The organism is Lysinibacillus fusiformis (assembly GCF_002845985.1).
In the GTDB taxonomy this organism is placed as follows: domain Bacteria; phylum Bacillota; class Bacilli; order Bacillales_A; family Planococcaceae; genus Lysinibacillus; species Lysinibacillus fusiformis_D.
The window spans coordinates 1,029,268-1,049,013 of sequence record NZ_PDFK01000001.1 but is presented as its reverse complement, the minus strand read 5'-3'; the positions used below and the strand labels follow the sequence as shown (position 1 = coordinate 1,049,013).

At 36.7% G+C, this 19,746-nt stretch carries 12 protein-coding genes and 1 pseudogene; 5 read left to right on the top strand and 8 right to left on the bottom strand.

The features are described from left to right. Positions 1-118 precede the first annotated feature (118 nt). Complete coding sequence (locus CRI88_RS05145; RefSeq protein WP_036124322.1) at positions 119-595, top strand: transcriptional regulator; 477 nt, start codon at positions 119-121, stop codon at positions 593-595. 364 nt (positions 596-959) lie between these two features. After that, positions 960-1,790 (top strand): flagellin N-terminal helical domain-containing protein, encoded by an 831-nt coding sequence (locus CRI88_RS05140; RefSeq protein ID WP_036124319.1) that lies wholly within the window; start codon positions 960-962, stop codon positions 1,788-1,790. A 40-nt stretch (positions 1,791-1,830) separates the two neighbouring features. Here CRI88_RS05140 and csaB read toward each other — a convergent pair whose 3' ends face one another. The 5 genes from csaB to CRI88_RS05115 form a co-directional block, all read right to left on the bottom strand. Further along, a complete protein-coding gene (csaB, locus tag CRI88_RS05135; RefSeq protein ID WP_101966462.1) occupies positions 1,831-2,910 on the bottom strand; it encodes a polysaccharide pyruvyl transferase CsaB in 1,080 nt (359 codons plus the stop codon). Further along, on the bottom strand, positions 2,910-4,823 hold the full coding sequence (locus CRI88_RS05130) for a DUF5693 family protein (RefSeq protein WP_101966461.1): 1,914 nt from the start codon (positions 4,821-4,823) through the stop codon (positions 2,910-2,912). Before CRI88_RS05130 ends, csaB begins: the two co-directional genes overlap by 1 nt. 20 nt (positions 4,824-4,843) lie before the next feature. Beyond that, positions 4,844-6,400 carry a putative polysaccharide biosynthesis protein gene (locus CRI88_RS05125; RefSeq protein ID WP_101966460.1) on the bottom strand — a complete coding sequence of 519 codons (1,557 nt, stop codon included), beginning with the start codon at positions 6,398-6,400 and terminating at the stop codon, positions 4,844-4,846. After that, positions 6,397-7,137: a WecB/TagA/CpsF family glycosyltransferase gene (locus tag CRI88_RS05120; RefSeq protein WP_036124308.1), complete on the bottom strand. Its 741-nt coding sequence runs from the start codon at positions 7,135-7,137 to the stop codon at positions 6,397-6,399. The genes CRI88_RS05125 and CRI88_RS05120 overlap by 4 nt, the downstream gene beginning before the upstream one ends. Positions 7,138-7,502: 365 nt before the next feature. Beyond that, complete coding sequence (locus CRI88_RS05115; protein WP_058844999.1) at positions 7,503-9,353, bottom strand: S-layer homology domain-containing protein; 1,851 nt, start codon at positions 9,351-9,353, stop codon at positions 7,503-7,505. Positions 9,354-9,982: 629 nt separating this feature from the next. Here CRI88_RS05115 and CRI88_RS05110 point away from each other — a divergent pair. Further along, complete coding sequence (locus CRI88_RS05110; protein WP_101966459.1) at positions 9,983-13,507, top strand: S-layer homology domain-containing protein; 3,525 nt, start codon at positions 9,983-9,985, stop codon at positions 13,505-13,507. Positions 13,508-14,134: 627 nt separating this feature from the next. On the opposite strand, the pseudogene CRI88_RS05105 reads toward CRI88_RS05110, so the two are convergent. From CRI88_RS05105 to CRI88_RS05095, 3 genes and pseudogenes are all read right to left on the bottom strand, one after another. Continuing rightward, positions 14,135-15,501: pseudogene (locus CRI88_RS05105) on the bottom strand (IS3 family transposase). A 152-nt stretch (positions 15,502-15,653) separates the two neighbouring features. Next, positions 15,654-17,003 (bottom strand): IS1182-like element ISBsp5 family transposase, encoded by a 1,350-nt coding sequence (locus tag CRI88_RS05100; protein ID WP_101966458.1) that lies wholly within the window; start codon positions 17,001-17,003, stop codon positions 15,654-15,656. Between the two features lie 1,076 nt (positions 17,004-18,079). Next, complete coding sequence (locus tag CRI88_RS05095; protein WP_145991281.1) at positions 18,080-18,271, bottom strand: hypothetical protein; 192 nt, start codon at positions 18,269-18,271, stop codon at positions 18,080-18,082. Between the two features lie 314 nt (positions 18,272-18,585). Here CRI88_RS05095 and CRI88_RS22420 point away from each other — a divergent pair, with 314 nt between their 5' ends. Beyond that, the gene (locus tag CRI88_RS22420) at positions 18,586-18,750 is read left to right on the top strand and encodes a hypothetical protein (protein WP_180957782.1); all 165 of its coding nucleotides are present in this window, start codon (positions 18,586-18,588) and stop codon (positions 18,748-18,750) included. A gap of 600 nt (positions 18,751-19,350) precedes the next feature. Beyond that, a complete protein-coding gene (locus CRI88_RS05090) occupies positions 19,351-19,719 on the top strand; it encodes a hypothetical protein (protein ID WP_101966456.1) in 369 nt (122 codons plus the stop codon). Positions 19,720-19,746 lie beyond the last annotated feature (27 nt).

Below are 19,746 nucleotides of genomic sequence, written 5' to 3'. Positions count from 1 at the left end.
AAATGCAGTAATGATAAGCTGAATGATCAGAAAGAAAAAAATGAATTCAAAGATAGTTAACAAGCCAATTGATTTGTGTTAAAATCTGAATAATCAGATAACTAAGGAGGGATGAAGGATGATGCAAGTTCAATACATGAAGCCGTTTTACACAAAAGTTACTGGAGACAAATTACGTCTCGTATTTGCTTATCAATATTTCTCTATTTTAAAAGAGAATGAGATTTTCCATTTCATTCCCATAGAAGGTAAAGAGATGATTATCAACATGAAGACACAGCAAATTGAAAATTTATCTGAGGTTTTTGTTTTCCAAAAAGGAAATCGTTTTATCCGATTACCACTTTATCAACTACTGCTTATTACGAATGTTCATGAGCATCTAGCACCAATACTTGAAAGCGCAACACCAAAGAAACAAATTCCACTTGTTTCATCTGTGACGGTTGGCGAAATCGATCAGCTTATCGCAGAATTAGAGGAGAAAAATTTTGATTATTTAATTGATCAAACATTATTGGAGAACGATAAAGAACTCTTTTTCGAACTGCTACAGCAAAAGAGCCATCAACTTGGAGGTTTAACAATTGAATAGATGTAATGCCCAGTAAGCACCTACTTTTCAGAAATGATAAGCAGGTGCTTTTACTAAAATTTGGCATGTACCTCCAGAAGGAGAAGAATTGTATTCCAGCACAAGCTACGATAGGAGAACACCTTCATTAAACGTCTGCTACTATTCTATTGCCACAAAGCTGAATGAGCGACTTGCAAGTCAGCTAATCATCATCGCTCATAATGGCTATAGGTTCACTAAAAAATCTGGACACCATTAAGCTGAAAGGAGTCATGTGCCTATAAATTGTTAATAATACATAAAAAATTAGCAACGATTCCCATAATGGTGATTAATAGAATAGAGAATAGGCCGATATACATATTAAGAAGGTGGTGAAAGCATGCTTGGTAAGTGGTCAGCTACGGGGATGTCGATCCTGAATAATATGAATCGGCATCAAAGTGCGATGAGTAAAGCTATGCTACGCATTTCGTCGGGGTATCGAATCAATAGTGCAGCGGATGATCCAGCTGGATTGGCGATTTCTGAAAAAATGCGTTCTCAAATTCGGGGATTGAATATGGCGGCTAAAAATATACAGGACGGCATTTCTCTCGTGCAGACAGCAGAGGGGGCACTGAATGAGACACATGCGATGATTCAGCGCATGCGTGAATTAGCAGTGGAGGCAGCCAATGACACATTAACCGATGATGATCGTGAAAAATTAGAGCTGGAGTTCCAAGAATTAAAGAAGGAAATTCAGCGACTCTCTACGGATACAGAATTTAATACGAAGACATTACTCAATGGAGATCATGAGACAAATAGCATTAAAATTCAGGCAGGGGCCAATGCAGGGCAGCATATAGAATTATTTATCAATGGTATGGGCTCTGAAGCACTCGGTTTGAAGGATGTGTCCATTGCTACTCGTGAGGATGCGGATAAAGCCATTTCTTCAATGGATGAGGCTTTAAAACGTGTATCTAATGAGCGTTCTCGTCTAGGAGCGTACCAAAACCGTTTGGAACATGCTTATAATGCTAATGTTAACACCGCAGAAAATTTACAAGCAGCAGAGTCTCGTATTCGAGATGCAGATATCGCAAAAGAGATGATGAATATGGTGAAGGCTCAAATTTTGATGCAGGCTAGTCAATATGTCTTAGCTATGCATATGCAGCAAGCACAGTCTGTTTTAAAATTATTAGAAATCGGAAAAAAATGATGAATTTCAATATTAATTGAAATTCATCATTTTTTCATGTTTATTGTGAAAAAACCTCAATGGCTAATTTCGCCGTTGCTGTTGCTTCATTTTGTAAGGGTATGATAGCCTGACGCATATTTTCTTGAACCGTCGTAAATGATTCAAGGATTGTGACGGCTTGTTCAAACAATGTCACACCGTTCCAATCATCTGCTTCGACATGACCAATAACTGGTTGACTGACAATGTCAGCAAACGCATCGATTTTTGGATCGTACGAGATGGCGATAAAAGGAGTCGCATAGATTGCAGAAAAAATGAGAGAATGTAGTCGCATCCCAATTAATAATTGAGATTGTCCAATTACTGCGATTTTCTCCTCTATGGATAAATCGGCTGGCGCAATCAAACTTTTCTCCTTCATTAGTGCAGCTACTTCCTGTGATGTTTGTAAATCATGCTCACCATGCATAGGTAAGAAGACAATTTGCTCACCTTGACGTACTAATTCGTCTAGGCTATGCGCAATTTTTTCTTTATACGCTATGGCGGATGGCCAGTCACGCACACTTACAGAGATATAGCTATCTGCTGATAATGTGACACTTTCGAGCCATTCACTATGAAAGTCACTGCCGTTAAGCCCCATAACAGGGTCTGGCACAAGCTTAGCCTCTTTTCGCACACCAATCTCTGTTAGAAGAGCTTGAGAGGCTTTATCTCGGACTGTAATTTGCTCTACCTTATTAAAGACAGAGCGAACAATGAATTTACTTAGAGAGTGATTAATCGGGCCCATGCCTTGGGCGTAAACAAATACTGGTTTTTTCAACCATTTTGCTATTTGGATAACGCCCGCATAGTAAGGAATGGTTTTCATTCCTGTTTGATCCTGCATAAGGCTACCGCCACCGCTGATAAGTCCATCTGCCCTTTTAAGCAATTGGCGTATTTCTTTCATTTTCCAACGATTCACGGCTTTGACACCGTATGTTTGCTCAGTAGCTGCTGGATTATTGGATAATACCGTGATTTCTATATCATGCTGCCACTTTTTTAGAGAGTGGATAATGGACAGCAGGATGGCATCATCGCCAACATTATCAAATCCATAATAGCCAGATAAAACAACGTGCATTATGACCACCTCGCGATTGCCTTAGAAACCCAACGATAACCAATTTTGAAGATGAGGATAAACACTAATCCTACTACAAGGCCAAGAGATACGCTGTATAGTGTACGCAAGACAGAAACAGCTACTGGAATGTGTAGGTGGGTAAATGTATTGACGATGGATAGGAATCCGATAACACCTGGTACAAGTAGGATACTACCCCATTTGCGATTAATCCCCATTACATATAACGCTAAAATAAAGAATGGGAAACCAATTAAAAATTCCTTCGTCCTTGGTCGAACATACAATGTATTTTCGAGCCATTGTCTAAAGGCTAATTCCATATCACTGACAGAGCCAGAGTTACCTGTACGGCTAATGTAAAATAAACCGATACCTGCGACAACTACTAGTAATAGCACATGCCAATATTTTAGTTCTTTGTTTAATAATGTGACGGTATTCGATAAAGATTTTTTGATGTTTTGCTCAGCTAGTCGGTTGATCTCAATTACAGTAAATAATAATACACCCATAATTGGAATGAGATAAACAAGCTTAACTCCTTTAAATACAGCAAAGCCTGTCATAAAGGCATTACCATTCAATAAGCCAATGACAATGATAATCCCAATAAGGCTAATCGCTACGGCCTTCACATATTGCACCAAGATTTTAGTCATTTTCGTAGAGCCTTGCGCCGATTTGATGACTGCATAGGTTGGTGCAAGGACTGCAATAATTAGTGCAAAAGCTTGTAAGAATAGAGTACTTTTTAGAATAAAGTACGCAATAGCTAGTAACGCCATAAAGCCAGCTGCCGCTAAACGAAGAGGCATCCATTTTACTAACTCTGAAACGATAAAGGTAAATAAAATACCTGCTAATAATACGGTTGCTGTGACCCATGCTGGAACGGCAACTTTATCAAATAGCTTTGGTTCACCTGGTTGGAAATGATCGGGCATTGTCTCATGAACACCATTTAAGTATTCAATCGTGTCTTCTATATTATCTTTGGCATTGCCTGTTGTTTTAATATGATAGAAGATGGAGCGAATATTACGCTCTTTGACAGCTCGTGTTGTACGGTCAATACTTGCATTTAACTTTAATTTTGTTTCTCTGTTGACATTGATACTATGCAAACGAATCATATGATAATCCGTCATTTGAGCGATTTTACTTTCGCCTTTGAGCGGGTTGCTTTCAATTGTGTAGAAGTAATAGCCAGCATCACTTAATTTTTCAACTAATTGATTGCCATCTTCTTGTCCAAATCCAATGGCTTCATCGCCTTGGCCAAGCAAACGACCAGCAGAAGCATCTTTTAACGCTAGTAATTGATTTACTATTTTTTCATTAGCTACTTCATTATCTGCATTTTCCACTTTAAAGATGTGGGCTAGTTCATGCTTACTAATCATATCAATCGCAGGCTGATCGTAGCCAATTGGTGTTTTTAAATCAAAATTGTGGTTAGAAGCAGGGAGGAAATAAAAAGCTTCTTCTCCTATTTGTACTTCCTCTGGTTCCATGCTTTCCATGATAAGCTTCTGATAGCTTTCATTTTCAGGCACTCGAATATAATAGCCACCCTTAGTGATATCAATAGCATCTTTATAAGGTGTAAATAATAATTGCGCTGCTAATTCGCTTTCTTTATAAACCGTAATTAAGTTTTGTTTTTCCATTTCCTTTAATGTTAAAGGCTCTAGACTTACCGTATTCAGTCCAGCATCCTTTAAGGAGGAAAGGATTTCATCCATTGTTAAATCGCTATTTTTTTCTGCGGTTTGTATTTCATGATAGGGAATGACAATTTCATAAGCATTATTCGATTGCTCTGCATTCCACCTCATCATCATACCTGTGGAGGAAACGATGAGTAAAAGAACAATGATTCCCCAAAGCCATTTCTGTTTCGACATAAGTGTCCTACCTCTCTTAATTATGAAAATCTTTTTCCGATAACAGGGATTTTCTTTAAATCTTGTTTATGGATTGCTTTCATCATCCATAGAAGAAGGAAATAAAGAGCTCCTCCCACTATGATTGCAACAGTTAGATAACCCATCGCCAACATTCGAGACCAATGTGTAAAATCAAGCCAAAGCGTTGGTAAACCAACGGCTGCCCCCATTACAATGGAAGACACAATCATTTTTACCGTATCTTTTCCAAGAACAGTGAAGCGAATCATACGATAAATGAAGACAGAATTCACAATAAATAACACTAAGTACACCAACAATGTTGCATATGCAGCACCATCTAAACCGAATTCTTGAATAAAGAAGATGTTCGCAAACACCTTAAGGACAACTCCACTCAAAATAATGATGGCTCCTGTTTTGGCAGCGTTCATGCCCTGTAAAATACCTGTTCCAAGTAATGTCAGGGATGTAAAGACCGAGCTAAGGTTAATGATGGCTAACATTAAGCTTCCCTCTAAGTCTTTGAAAAGAGCTAGATTTAAAGGCAAGGTTAAGGCTAGCAACCCGATAGCAGCTGGCCAAGAAATAAGATGTGTCATACGATGTGTTCGTTCAATAATACTGCGTGTTTCATTCAATTTACGTTCTGCTAGCTTCGTTGTAATCAGCGGCACAAGTGGTAAGATAATTGAAGAAGCGAAAACCGTTGTGATTTGAACTAATGTCAGTCCTCGACCATAAATCCCGTAAAGGAAGCTAATCTCACTTGCATCTGCTCCAGCATTTCTTAAGCCATATGTGACCGTGAAGGAGTCAACGAAATTAAAAAGTGCCATTGTTACAGAACCAATTGCAATGGGTATGGAGATTTTTAAAATGGTTTTACTGTATGTGGAAAAATCCTTACTAGAATATTTCTCCTTGCTCGTCACTTTTACCGAAGAACGGAAATATTTAAAGAGTAAATAGAAAAGTGATCCAAGTGCACCTAATACAGAACCTGCCATAATACCACCAGCTACGATATCATTGGAATAATCCATCGCAACTAAGAAATACGCAACAATTAAAATTAAAGCGACACGTACTAATTGCTCAATCACTTGTGAGATGGCAGTAGGTCGCATATCCCCAAAGCCTTGGAAAAATCCTCGATAGACAGCCATATAGGGAGCAACGAGTAGTGTTAGGGCTACAATGATTAATGCAATCTCCGTTGAAGGGCCACCAAGTGCATTCGCTATCTGCTCTGAAAAGCCGTAAATGATTGTAAAACTAATGACGCCAAAGGATAATGCAAGGATTCTTGCAGTCACATAAATTTTCTTAATTTTGGCAGTATCCATACTCGTCCTAGCTTCCGCAATCAGCTTAGAAATAGCGATAGGGATACCAGCAACGGATAAATACAGTGCCACCATATAGACAGGATAAACAAGACTAAAGATACCGAGTACTTCATCACCAGCAATATTTTGCAGCGGTATACGGAAAATACTACCGATTACTTTAGAAAGTAATGTTGCAATTGTTAAGATAAGTGTACTTTTGACAAAGGTTGACTGACTCATTTTGTTTTGCCCTGACCTTTAAGCTTTAATGCAAAAACCTTTAAAGCAAAGCGAGGGAGAACGAGCATTCTGCCAAAACGACTTGGCTGACGCAGCACTCGGTAGAGCCACTCCAAGTTTAACTTTTGCCAAATGACTGGAGCACGCTTTACAGTGCCAGCGATCACATCGAAGGAACCACCTACACCGATAAATACACCCTTTGAAAACTTATCCAGATTTTCTGTAATCCATTTTTCCTGTCTTGGTACACCTAATGCTACAAACACGAGATCAGGCTGTAATGTCGCGATTTCATTTGCAAAATCATTATTATTCCAGTCGAAGTAACCATCATGATAACCAACGACATCAACATTCGGGTAGTTTTTATGAATATTCGCAACCGTCTTTTCGATTGTTTCTTTTTGTGCACCTAATAAATAAATTTTAAAACGCTTCTGCTGACCTACTTCCAGCAGCTGTACCATCGTATCATAGCCTGTTACACGTTCTGGCAGTGATTCACCAAGGATTTGTGCAGCTTTAACGACACCAATGCCATCCGCACAAATGTAGGTCGCCTGCTGTAAATAATTCATCACAGTGGCATTTTCATTTGCCTGCATAACAACTTCTGGATTGGCTGTTACAACGAAAGTCTTTTCTTGCTGTTCAATACGATGAACGAGTAAATCAACAAACCCTTGCTGATTAATATGTAAAAAGGGTACGCCCATAATTGTTACATGCCTCATATAGTGTTCAAACCTTTCTGTAATTCCTTTTTCACTGCAATCTATCATACCATAAAAGCAATATTGACAGGAAATTTTCGTATAGGGGTTTAGTCGTTATGGAAGAGGGTATATCTCAGACAAGGGAATGAAAGCGGAAAGGGATGTCGATAGTCATAGTCGAGTAGCGCCTATTACTTAGCATGATCGATGAAACAGCTGAATAAGCATGAAATTGTACTAAATTTTAGGAGAATTTTTTCATAATCCTAACATATAATTTCGAGTTTCTTCTATTATATAGCGATCAAATAGTAGGACGAAAAATGAACAATAAAAAGAGTGCGCAGCAATGTCGCACTCTTTTTTAGATAATCGCAATTGAATCATTTTTTTACAATATAATCACCATGCACCCAGCCAGTTTTGCCGTTGTAGATTACCTGATACCAAGCACCATTTTTTATGAACTCACCTTTGTCATCGACTTCACCAATAATAAAGCCATTCGGTTTCACTGTTCCTAAAATAGCGCTTGTAGTGGAAGGTTCACTTCTGACATTGAGCGTGATATTCATGTTAACAATCTGTAGACCATTTTCAAGCATGACATAATCATCAAATACCCAGCCTTCTTGTCCATTAACACTTACTTTGAACCAGCCACCATTTTCGCCAAGGACTTTAAAGGATGTATCCTTTGGTAAATTCGTAATGATTGAAGCATTATCAGTTGTAGTCGGGTACGTTCTCATATTGAGATTAATCGTAGCCTTGCCTGTTGCTCCAGCTAACCCTAAATCCAACGCATATTGCTTCGTTGGGCTTGGTAATGATGGCGCGGAAGACTGACTTTGATAAGCAGGTACATCAAACACCAAATTAGTTGTTGTATGAGCACCAATTAATTCGTAGATGTCATAAATCTTTTTTGCTTGAATGACTGCCCACATCACATGCGTAGCATATTGGTGAACGGTTGGATTTTCAGGATTCCAACGCATTTTATATAGTGTGTCTTGCCCCTTGCTAATATACTGATCCTTTACAAATTGAGCACCACCGATAATAGCATCCTCAACAGTAAACCAACCATTTGCATAGGCACGCTCAGCCCCATATTTATTAGCATCTGCATCAATAGCACCAATACCATAAGCATTGTAAGTTTTCTTAATCGCTGTTAATTTTTCACGATTTTCTGCGGTCGCCATCATCGGTTTACCATTAGTATCTAAACCAACCTCGATACCTTTAATGAGTGAAGAGCCACCATTGGCTGTTTCATGTAAGGCATGGGACACCAAATAAATGGCATTGACATTGTTATCGACACCCGCCTTTATAAAGGCATCAGCTGTATTCGCTAAGCTTCCTTTATTCGCAAGTACCTTATCATTCAGTTCCTTTGCACTAAGGTTATTCACCACAGTAGATAATTTTAAAAATTGATAATAAGATGGGCTATCCTGCATAAAGCTTTTTGGGTGCACATAGTATGACACTAGTGCCTCGCTAGCCGTGAAAATGCCTGCACCATCGACCTTTGGATTATTCTTCGCCTGATTACGCACCACCGTTGAGTAATCGTGTGAGTAGTTCGTCGTAGTGTATTGCTTACCACCTGTTTCAGGTGCTTCCAAATGGATTAAACGATAGAGCACAGTAGCTGCCTCGGCACGAGTTGTTTGGGCAAGAGGTGCAAATTGATTATTAGGCTTCCCGACAAGTAGTCCTGTCGTGACGACAGCTTGTACATCTGCATAGGCCCATTTGGCAATACGAGCATTATCACTAAACGTAATAGGGGAGGAAGTTGTGTTGATGTTTTGATAATGGAGAGCCCTTTTTAACATAGCCGCCATTTCCTGACGGTTAATATGATCATTTGGGTTGAACTTACCTTGCTCATCACCTTTGATCAGTCCGTGATAGCTTGCCTGTTCGATGACCCCGTAATACCAGTCGCCCTTCTTAACATCTGAGAAGGTTGCATTACTAGAAGCAGCTGGCAGATTAAGTGTTCTAACTAGAAATGCAGCAAACTCAGCACGAGTAACAGCATCATTCGGACGATAATTGCCGAATTCATCACCTTTCATTAAATCGTTGGTAATAAGATAGTTCATTTCATGGTAGGCCCAGTGCTTCGAAAGATCTTCTGCTGAAGCGGAAGTAGGTGCCAGATATAACATTCCGGCAAGCACGGCCCCGTAAAGAGGAAATTTACGTTTCATTTTTTTAGCTCCCTTCAATAGCTGATGATGTTCTATCAAACTATCAAAAGTGTAGCATAAAAATAGCCAATCTATCATTACAACATGAGGACAGATAGAGACTGCTTTTCATTAATATAGTAGAAACTCTTGAAAAGTCTGGATTTTACAGAAAAGTACAAACAGTATTACTGTAGCTTTACAATTATTACTAAATTATTACGGGAGTCTTTAATTTTTGACAATTTAGTAACCATTCTAGAAAACACTTGGTTATTAAGGAGAGTCAGGTATAATAGGTAACGGAACTATATGTTACCAATCCAAATAAGGGGATAAATAGATGGGAGATTTTAAGTTTCTATAAAATACCACACTAGGTATGGTAAAAAAATCTTCTATAACTAAATTTATGTCCCAGTGCTTGAATTATGGAAAAAAGAGTGTTATATTATTGTAGAAAGTGAATAAGCTTACTAGAATGGTATTCTACTACTCTTTTTCTAGTAACTTTACTAAGAAAATTTGCTTTAGTTTTGAATTATTCAGGAAAGCTATAATACATAAATTTAGGCAACTAATTATGGTGGTACTATAGTTTTCATTGGAATAATATCAATTTTTAGGAATATTAGGGAGGAATACAAATAATGGCAAAGCAAAACAAAGGCCGTAAGTTTTTCGCGGCATCTGCAACAGCTGCATTAGTTGCATCAGCAATCGTTCCTGTAGCATCTGCAGCACAATTAAATGATTTCGATAAAGTTTCAGGGTACGCTAAAGAGGCAGTTCAAGCTTTAGTTGACAGTGGTGTAATTCAAGGAGATGCTAACGGCAACTTCAACCCAACTAGCACAATCACTCGTGCACAAGCTGCAACAATCTTCGCAAATGCTCTAGAATTAGAAGCTGAAGGTTCTGTAGACTTCAAAGACGTAAAAGCTGACGCTTGGTACTACGATGCAATCGCTGCAACTGTAGAGTACGGAATCTTTGAAGGTGTAAGCGCAACTGAATTTGCTCCTAACAAACAATTAACTCGTTCAGAAGCAGCTAAAATTCTTGTTGAAGCTTTCGAATTAGAAGGTGAAGCAGATCTAGGTCAATTCGCTGACGCTTCAACTGTTAAATCATGGGCTAAATCTTACCTTGAAATCGCAGTAGCAAACGGCGTTATCAAAGGTTCTGAAGCAAATGGTAAAACAAACTTAAACCCAAATGCTTCAATTACTCGCCAAGACTTCGCAGTTGTATTCTCACGTACACTTGATACTGTAGATGCAACTCCAAAAGTTGACAAAATCGAAGTAGTTGACGCTAAAACTTTAAACGTTACTTTAACTGACGGTACTAAAGAAACTGTTACTTTAGAAAAAGCTCTAGAGCCTAACAAAGAAACAGAAGTTACTTTCAAAATCAAAGACGTTGAGTACACAGCTAAAGTTACTTATGTTGTAACTACAGCTACTGCAGTTAAATCTGTATCTGCAACTAACCTTAAAGAAGTAGTAGTAGAATTTGACGGTACTGTTGATAAAGAAACAGCTGAAGATGCAGCTAACTACGCTTTAAAATCAGGTAAAACAATTAAATCTGTATCTTTAGCTGCTGATAATAAAACAGCTACTGTTACACTTACTGATAAACTTAACAACAACAAAGCTGATGCTATTAGCATTTCTAATGTAAAAGCTGGCGATAAAGAAATCAATGTGAAAAATGTTGAATTTACAGCAGTAGATAATAAAATTCCAGAAGTTACTGAAGTTAAATCTTTAGGAACAAAAGCTGTAAAAGTTACATTATCTGAGCCTGTTGAAAACTTAAGTTCTACAAACTTCACATTAGACGGAAAAGCGTACTTCGGAAATGTTGTTATGGGTGCTGGTAATAAAACAGTTATCTTAACACCTTACAGCACTTCTGCACTTTCTGTTGGCGATCATAAGCTTACTGTTTCTGGTGCAAAAGACTTCGCTGGTTTTGTTTCATTAAATTCAACACATGAATTTAAAGTTGTTGAAGATAAAGAAGCACCGACAGTGACTGAAGCTACTGCAACACTTGAAACTGTTACATTAACATTCTCAGAAGATATTGATATGGATACTGTAAAAGCTTCAAATGTTTATTGGAAATCTGGTGATTCTAAGAAAGAAGCATCTGAATTCGAGCGTATTGCCGATAATAAATACAAATTCGTATTCAAAGGTGCTGAGAAAACTCTTCCAACTGGAAAAGTAGATGTGTATGTAGAAGACGTTAAAGATTACTCTGATAACAAAATTGCTAAAGATACAAAAGTTACTGTAACTCCTGAAATCGATCAAACTCGTCCAGAAGTAAGAAAAGTAACTGCTCTTGATGAAAAAACTATCAAAGTTACATTCTCTAAAACTGTAGATCCAGAGACTGCAGTAAAATCTGGCAACTACACAATTAAAGACAAAGACGACAAAGTAGTTTCTGTTGATAAAGTAACTGTAGATTCAAAAGATTCTAAATCTGTAATTATTGACTTATACTCAAAAGTAAGTGTCGGTGAAAATACAATTACAGTTAAGAATGTTAAAGATGCTACAAAACTTAACAACACAATGCTGGATTACACTGGTAAATTCACAAGATCAGATAAAGAAGGTCCAGATTATGAAGCTGTAATCAATGCTGATGCAAAAGCTAAACGTGTTGTTTTAAAATTCGACAAAAAAATGGATGCAGCATCTTTAGCTGACTATTCAAACTACTTAGTAAAAATCAATGATACTTTACAAACATTATCAGAAGATGTTGCTACACTTTCAGTTTCAAACGATGCTACAGTAGTAACTATTACTTTTGCAGAGACAATTAAAGGTGACGATGTTGTATTTGCTTCTGGTAAAGCAACTTCTGGATCTGGTAAAGTAAATGTAAATGAATTACAAGTTATGGGAGTAAAAGATACTTCTGGTAACTTGCATAAGAAATTTAATGGTTCAGCAAATAAAATTACTTTAACATCAACATCAACGGCATTAACACTTGCTCAGATTGACACAGATTATCCTGCAGATTACAAAGCAGAATTAGTTGATAGAAAAACTGTAAAAGTTAAATTCTCTACAGTTATTAACTCAGCAGCTACAAATGCATTTACTTCTGAATCACATAAAATTGATTCAATTCAAGTGAATGGTACTTCAACTGTTACAGTTAAATTCAAAGATGAAATTAACACAAATGCTTCTGGTTTAGATTTAAAAGTTAATCTATCTAAATTAGTTGATATTGCAGGAAACGAAAGTACAAATAATACTCCAATCGCAATTACAGCTGGTATTAACTTATTAGATTCTGTTGCACCAGTTGTTGTAGGAGAGCCTGTTGTTGATAAAGAAACAATCACTTTCACTTTCTCAGAAAACTTAACTAGTGTTTCTGCTGGAGAAGTTTTAAGCACAGACTTTACTGTAACTCGTGTATCTGATAATAAAGATTTAGCAATTAAAGATTACAGTGTTGCTATTGAGAATAATAACCAAGTGGTTATTACACTTAGTGACAACCGTGAATTTGCAACTGCTTATAAAGTTACAGCAAAAAATGCTAAATTAATCACTGATAATAATGGTCCGAAGAAAAATGCAATTGCTGATTTCAGTAAAACAACAGCTACTAAAGTTGAAACTAAATCAACTATCGATGGTAACGCTGCTACTGAAGCACTTAAAGCATTAAACAAAGGTATTGATGAAGGTAACGCTACTTTAGCGCAATATACTGCAGTAGGAATTACAGGAGTTACAGCTTCTAACTTAGCGGCTGTTAATACAGCAGTTAAGGTTGGTAAAACAAAAGACTTAACAAAAGCTGAAATCCAAACATCAGTTGATAATCATTTAGCAGCAGCAGTACTTGCTGATTTAAATACTGCTAAAACAGCTGTTGAAGGTGCTACTTATACTCTAGTAGCTGCTGATACGAATGCTACAGCAGCAGCAAAAGTAAAAGCAGCGGTAGAAGCTTTATCAGCAGTTAGCTCTAAATCATTTACAGTTGATGTAACAGAAGTTAACTTCACTCCAGCAGTAGCTGGAACAACTGATGGTGAATATGAATTTACTGTTAAATTAACAGCAGCTGATACTCAAACTGTTACTACATCAACTGTGACTGTAGTAATTCCACAATAATTTGTCTGAGATATCAGATTCTAACAAAATTCATTTCATATGAATAACGTACACTTGGTGTACAAACCATTCTGACAATTAATTGCAATTTAAGAATGTGAAAAGCTCTACATAGCTTCGGCTGTGTAGAGCTTTTCTTTTTCACCGCAACAAAGCAAATTACATACTTTCCTTGAATGAGCTTTAACATCTAAATTAGATGTTGGTAATTTATGTATTTACTAAACCATACAAGGAGTGAATTACATGGAATAAAATCAAAGAACAAAGGAAGATGAGTTCGTCAGAAGACACAGTAACTATCATTTGGGCTTGAATAGTGACAGAGAGCGATTTGTTGTTTTGGCGTAATCGATGTACCCAGTCATTCTTATTCCTGTTGGAAAAGGAAATCGAAATAAGGGAAGGAAGCAGGGGAACGTTTGAAGTCTTGTTAGAAGAGGTGTGTCAGCGCCAGTGAGGCTAATAAGAAGGCATCGGGTTTGTAGTAGTGTGGATCGCTAGCCGTTTGGACTTGTATGGTAACATATGAGAAGAAGAAAATTAGCAGGAGCGAAGAAACCCAGTCAGTGGTAGATCTATAAGAAACTTATTTTGATCTGACCCAAAAAAGTTAGACATATTTAGTTAAGCAACTGCTAAGACCTGAGTTCGGTACTCCACCGGGCTTAGGTCTTTTAATTTTTCTTTCATTCGTTTGTGATTGTAGTAGTGAATATAGTCTTTGAGCTCCTGTTCAAAATGTACCATGGATTCAAATTCTTGTAGATACAGGAGTTCAGATTTTAATAAGCCAAAGAAATTTTCGATGACTGCGTTGTCCAAACAATTACCCTTACGGGACATACTCTGCATAATACCATGTTGCTTTAATGTTTGTTGATACTTTTTCATTTGATAATGCCAACCTTGATCTGAATGAAGAATAACTTGATCACTTGATTCGAGGCGCTCCAATGCTTGTTCTAACATATTATGGACTAGTTTATACACTGGAATTTTCATCACCCGTCCTTGATCTATGCAATGATTTCGCCATTACATAGATCAAGGACGGGTGATAAATAGCGTTTCTCACCAAATAGATGGAACTCTGTCACGTCTGTTACCCATTTCTTGTTCATTTTTTCCGCTGTATAATCGCGTTGTAATATGTTTGGGGCAATTTTTCCGATGTTACCTTTATACGAGAACGATATTTCTTCATGCGGACTTCACACTTTATGCCAATGGCATTCATCAAGCAGTTAATCGTTTTTGGATCGTGATGAATACCCAATTTTTTTAGTTCTTTGGTGATCCGACGATAACCATAACGTCCCTTATGTTCATGATAAATGGACTGAATTGCGACTTTCACATCTGCGTATTTATCATACAATTCAAACGCTTTTCCCAGTAATAATTCATACTACGTGGAATATCAGTGACTTTGATTAATTCCACTACTTCATAGATTTCCTTTAGTTCATAAATTACTTGCACTTTGATTTGATTGGTAATTTTTCTTGCATTTGAACTAAAGTATTCAACTTTTTTAAGTACGCATTCTCCATTTCTAATTGTTTAATTCGTGCTTCTAACGCCTCAACAGATCCTTCAGCTGGTGTTGATTTCGTTGTTCTTTTTGTCTCTTTTTTCATAGATGGATGCCCTTTTTCTTAGAAACAAGAGCATCATAACCACCAACTTCAAACTTCAAACTTCAACTTCCGAATCATGCCAGGAGATGAAATATTGAATAGTGCAGCAGTATCTCTCGAAGATGTACCTGTCTCGTTCATATAATTAAGTACATTCATTTTATAGTCAGCTGAATAGTTTGTATAGGACTTTAAGAAAGTCTCTACGCCATTTTTTTGATAACGGCGAACCCATTCACTGACAACCTCTGCTGTCACACCGATATCTTTCGCAATTTCAAGCATGGTTTCATATCCATTTAAATATCGTTGAACTGATTGAATACGTTGTTCAACACTTACTTTTGCCATAAAAAAACCCCGTAAAAGTTAGATTGATGTCTAACTTTTACGGGGCAGTTCATTCACTCTCGATGGCTTTTGTCATTTTTCTTCCTATTTTATTTTTAACATTTGGTAATATACTACCAAATTCAACATACTCTTCGAGCTTAGTTGCTCTCTTAAGCTACTTGCCACGTCCAAGTAGCCAGTTTCTTCAAATTCATGGCAGCAAAAGTAAGCATCGCCTGCATGGACAATTTTTTTAGACCTCTTAAGGTTGTCCATCGCATACCATGCTTTTCTTTTGCATCGGCAAAGACACGCTCAATCGTTTCTTTGCGCTTTGCATAAATCTGTTTGATGTCATAGGAATGGCGTAAATGTTCAGCTTCCTCCACATATGACTCCCAAATATGGCGTTGAATGAGTTTTTGATGATGCTTACTTTCTGTACATTGGGAAAGGCTTGGACACTTCGCACAAATCAAAGGATTCGATTTATATTGGCGATATCCTTCCTTCGTCGTTGTCGCATACTTCAATATCTGCCCTTGTGGGCAAAGATAACAATTATAGTGCTCGTCATATGTATACTCGTGCTTTCGGAAGAATCCATCTTTCGTTTTAGGACGTGTATACGGAAGAACAGGCAACATTTGATTCTCTAACAAAAAGTTCGTAATCGCTGGTGTTTTATAGGCTGCATCTGCTGCAACAGCTAATGGTTTTTGAACATTTTGAATGACCCTTTCCACAAGTGGCTGTAATACATGGCTATCGTGCACATTTCCCGGAGTCACAATGGCACCTAAGACAAAGCCCTTTTCATCTGTGGCTGCATGAAAGGAATATGCAAACTGTTTCGTACGTTCATCCTTCACGTAATACCCACTTTCAGGATCTGTCGTGCTTTCCTTTATTTCTTTCCATTCTTCCTTTTCAAACTTCTCCGGGGGAAAGGGCTTTTTTCCGTGTTCTTCACGATCCATATTTAACTCTAATTGAAGCTTCTCTTCATAAGCTCGTGTTTCTTTTCGCACGACCTTTTTATCATACTTCCGTTTATTCGCACTCGCTTTCACATGTGTGGAATCAATAAATAGACGGTCTGCATGGAGGAGTCCCTGATGCATAATCTCTTTTAATATCCGATAGAATATCTGTTCAAATATATCAGTGTCTTGAAAGCGACGGACATAATTTTTACCGAAGGTAGAGAAATGCGGGACTTCTGTATGGAAACCAAATCCTAAAAACCAACGATACGCCATATTCGTTTCAATTTCTTTGATGGTTTGACGCATGGAGCGAATGCCAAAAACATATTGAATAAACGTCATTTTGAAGAGAACAACAGGATCAATACTGGGACGCCCATTAGGTGAATAAAGATTTTCTACTAAAGGATAGATAAATGAAAAGTCAATAGCAGCCTCTAGTTTTCGCACTAAATGATCGTTGGGAACTAATTGATCAATCGTTAACATTTCTAATTGTTCACGTTCATTGGTTTGATTCTTCGTCATCATGGTTGATCACCTCAAAAGTTTACTTTTTATCAATAGATGAATAAGGAATTCTTTATGTAGAAGTTGATTGGAACGAAGGGCGGCGACTCCTGCGGGAAAAGCGGGAAAGTCGAGATCCTGGACTGAGCGAAGCGAGGGAAGCAGCTCGACCCCGCCCGCGGAAAGCTTTACTTTATTTCATTGTAAAAGAAAAAAGACTGTAGGCAAACTCAAAATTCATCGAGTTTGTCTACAGTCTGAGACAATCATATTATATGATTGTCTCTTTTTTTATTTTGTATCTACTCAATGAAAGAAGGTAAACTTTGGAAAGATGAATTCTTATTCTAGTTAATATAGAGAGATTTCTTGTAATGTTTTTTATATTTCTTAACCAATATAATCTGATTTTTAATACAAACCTTCACTTAATAAACCAATAAATGAGCAATAGCAAACTCTTAAAAGTTTAACTTCTAAGTATTTAATGCTTGAATACCTTTAATGGAAAAAGGAGATGAATAAGTAAGAATCATAGGGTAGGTTAAATATGGAATTTAATAAAGAAAAAGAAATCTATTGCTACAGTTGTCGAAAAAAAACTATATTTACTTATAGAGATAAGTATAGAAAGAACGGGGTAGACAGTTATTGTAGTGAATGTTCAGGTATTTGGCTTGAATGGCAAATAGAGCTGTTGAGAGGGAAGTGGAAAAGTGGATTGAATAAATAAACATCTTATCAAATGACTAATAGGTTGTTTATAAATATTTAATCGAGAAGTTTATATTAGAAGCTCTGTAAAGCAGTGTGTTGCTTTGAAATAAAATTTGAGCAAAAATACCTTGCAAACCTTTATTTTGCGTTAAATAAGAAGAATCCCTTTTGAAAAAAGATTGATCAAAAGGGATTCTTCTTTAGCAATTTTAAGTTAGGTTTTATAAAAAAGTTTGATTATTTCTACCTGTGTTGCTCCAAAATCGCGCCCTATTCTGGAAGATCAAGATAATGATTATGATCGCTGCATTTAGTTCGTTATACTAAATTATTATTAGTTTAAGTACAATAACTCACAATCTTTCAACACTAACTCATTATTATTTTTCTAAGTCGATGACAATAGGTTCAAGTTCAATTTTTGTATGACCTTTTCCGAAATTGAGACTTGCAATTTGAACAGGCTGAATGATAAGCTTACTAGCTCCCTCTTGAAACGTACCGAAATCACTTGATCCTTTAAATGTTCTGCCATTATCAGGTGACGTGCGACCACCACTAGTTCCATTCATATACACATTACCGAGGTCATCTGTAACATGGAGCACCAAAAGAAAATTATATTTATGTTGCACCTGAATTTGTTGGATATGTTGAAGAACAACAAGAAGTCACATTAAATTACGAACACAGCGAATATAAATGGTTATCGTTTAAAGAGGCAATTGCCATGGTTTCTTTACCTGGAAATGATGAAGTCTTAATGTCTATTGAAAAACATTTTGTCATGAGAAATCCTTCCGAATATTTGCGTATTCGCGTATAGAAAACTAATGCACATTAGTATTATTACATGACATAAATAAAAATATATGGAGGTATAGTTATGTGGATAATATTAGGGATTATTGCAATAGTAACAACACTTATAAATCTTTATATATATGTAGCAGGAAAGGATTATAAGCTTGCTATGGCGATAGGATTATCATTTACAGCATTAACACTTTGTTCAGAATACAGTCTTGTATCAGGGTGGGTAAAAGGCTAGTTAATATATCACCGTTAGTCAGAAGTATAAAATGAAATTTAATATTTGTAAGAAGGTTTAGATAGCTGAGAAAAAGGAATGATAGCTATTAATCGCTTAGCTTATTAGCTATCAACGTCTAAATTATACCTTTTTATAACTTTAAAAATATGGAAAATTATATATGTAATGTGATAAATTATTCCTAGAGGTGAATAAAGATTATGGATAAACGTCAAGAATAGCAATAAGAAGTCATGACATTACAATAGGTTTAGGCAATAAACAAGTACCAGAGTTTGAGATGTTAACAGAAATCGGAAATATGGTTAAATTCGCATTAAATATCCGAGGGCTTCCGATGATTGTATACCAAACTTTAAAGTTAGCAGCATATCATTTCTTAGATATTCTTACGTACATGTGTAGTATATAGTGGAATATCTTGCAGAGATTGAATTTCTTAAAATATCATCGGAAGGAAAGAACAAACAAGCGGTTAAATAATTTCTATTTTACTTGTGAAATGTATTCCCTAAAAGTTTGGCATTCTGTCTTTTTTATGGTGATTATTTGAAGTTAATTTGTTCATTATGAGTTAGTAAATAAAAGGAGGATTCAATGTTTATTGTATTTTTTATTCTATTAATCTTAATTATCGTTACTACAATTTTTGTAAGCATTTTGTTAAAGAAAAAACCTCTCATTTCTGTCCTTGTACTTGCGTTGATATGCGTGACTGCTCTGTTCACAAGGCCTTCAGAAACTACGTACTATAATGAATTGGCAAATAAACATGGTTTGCAATGCTATGATAACGGCACATGCACTGCCGGTCAACACGTTTATACGGTAGAGCAGTTTAGCAGCCACAATTTAGGTCTTTTTACAACGTATCATTTAAAAATGACTTATGGTGGCGGTACACATTTGCGCGAAATTGATAGCATTGGAGCCTTCTACAATATTTTTACGTATACAAATAGATAAGATGATGGGACATAAAGTAGTAGTTTC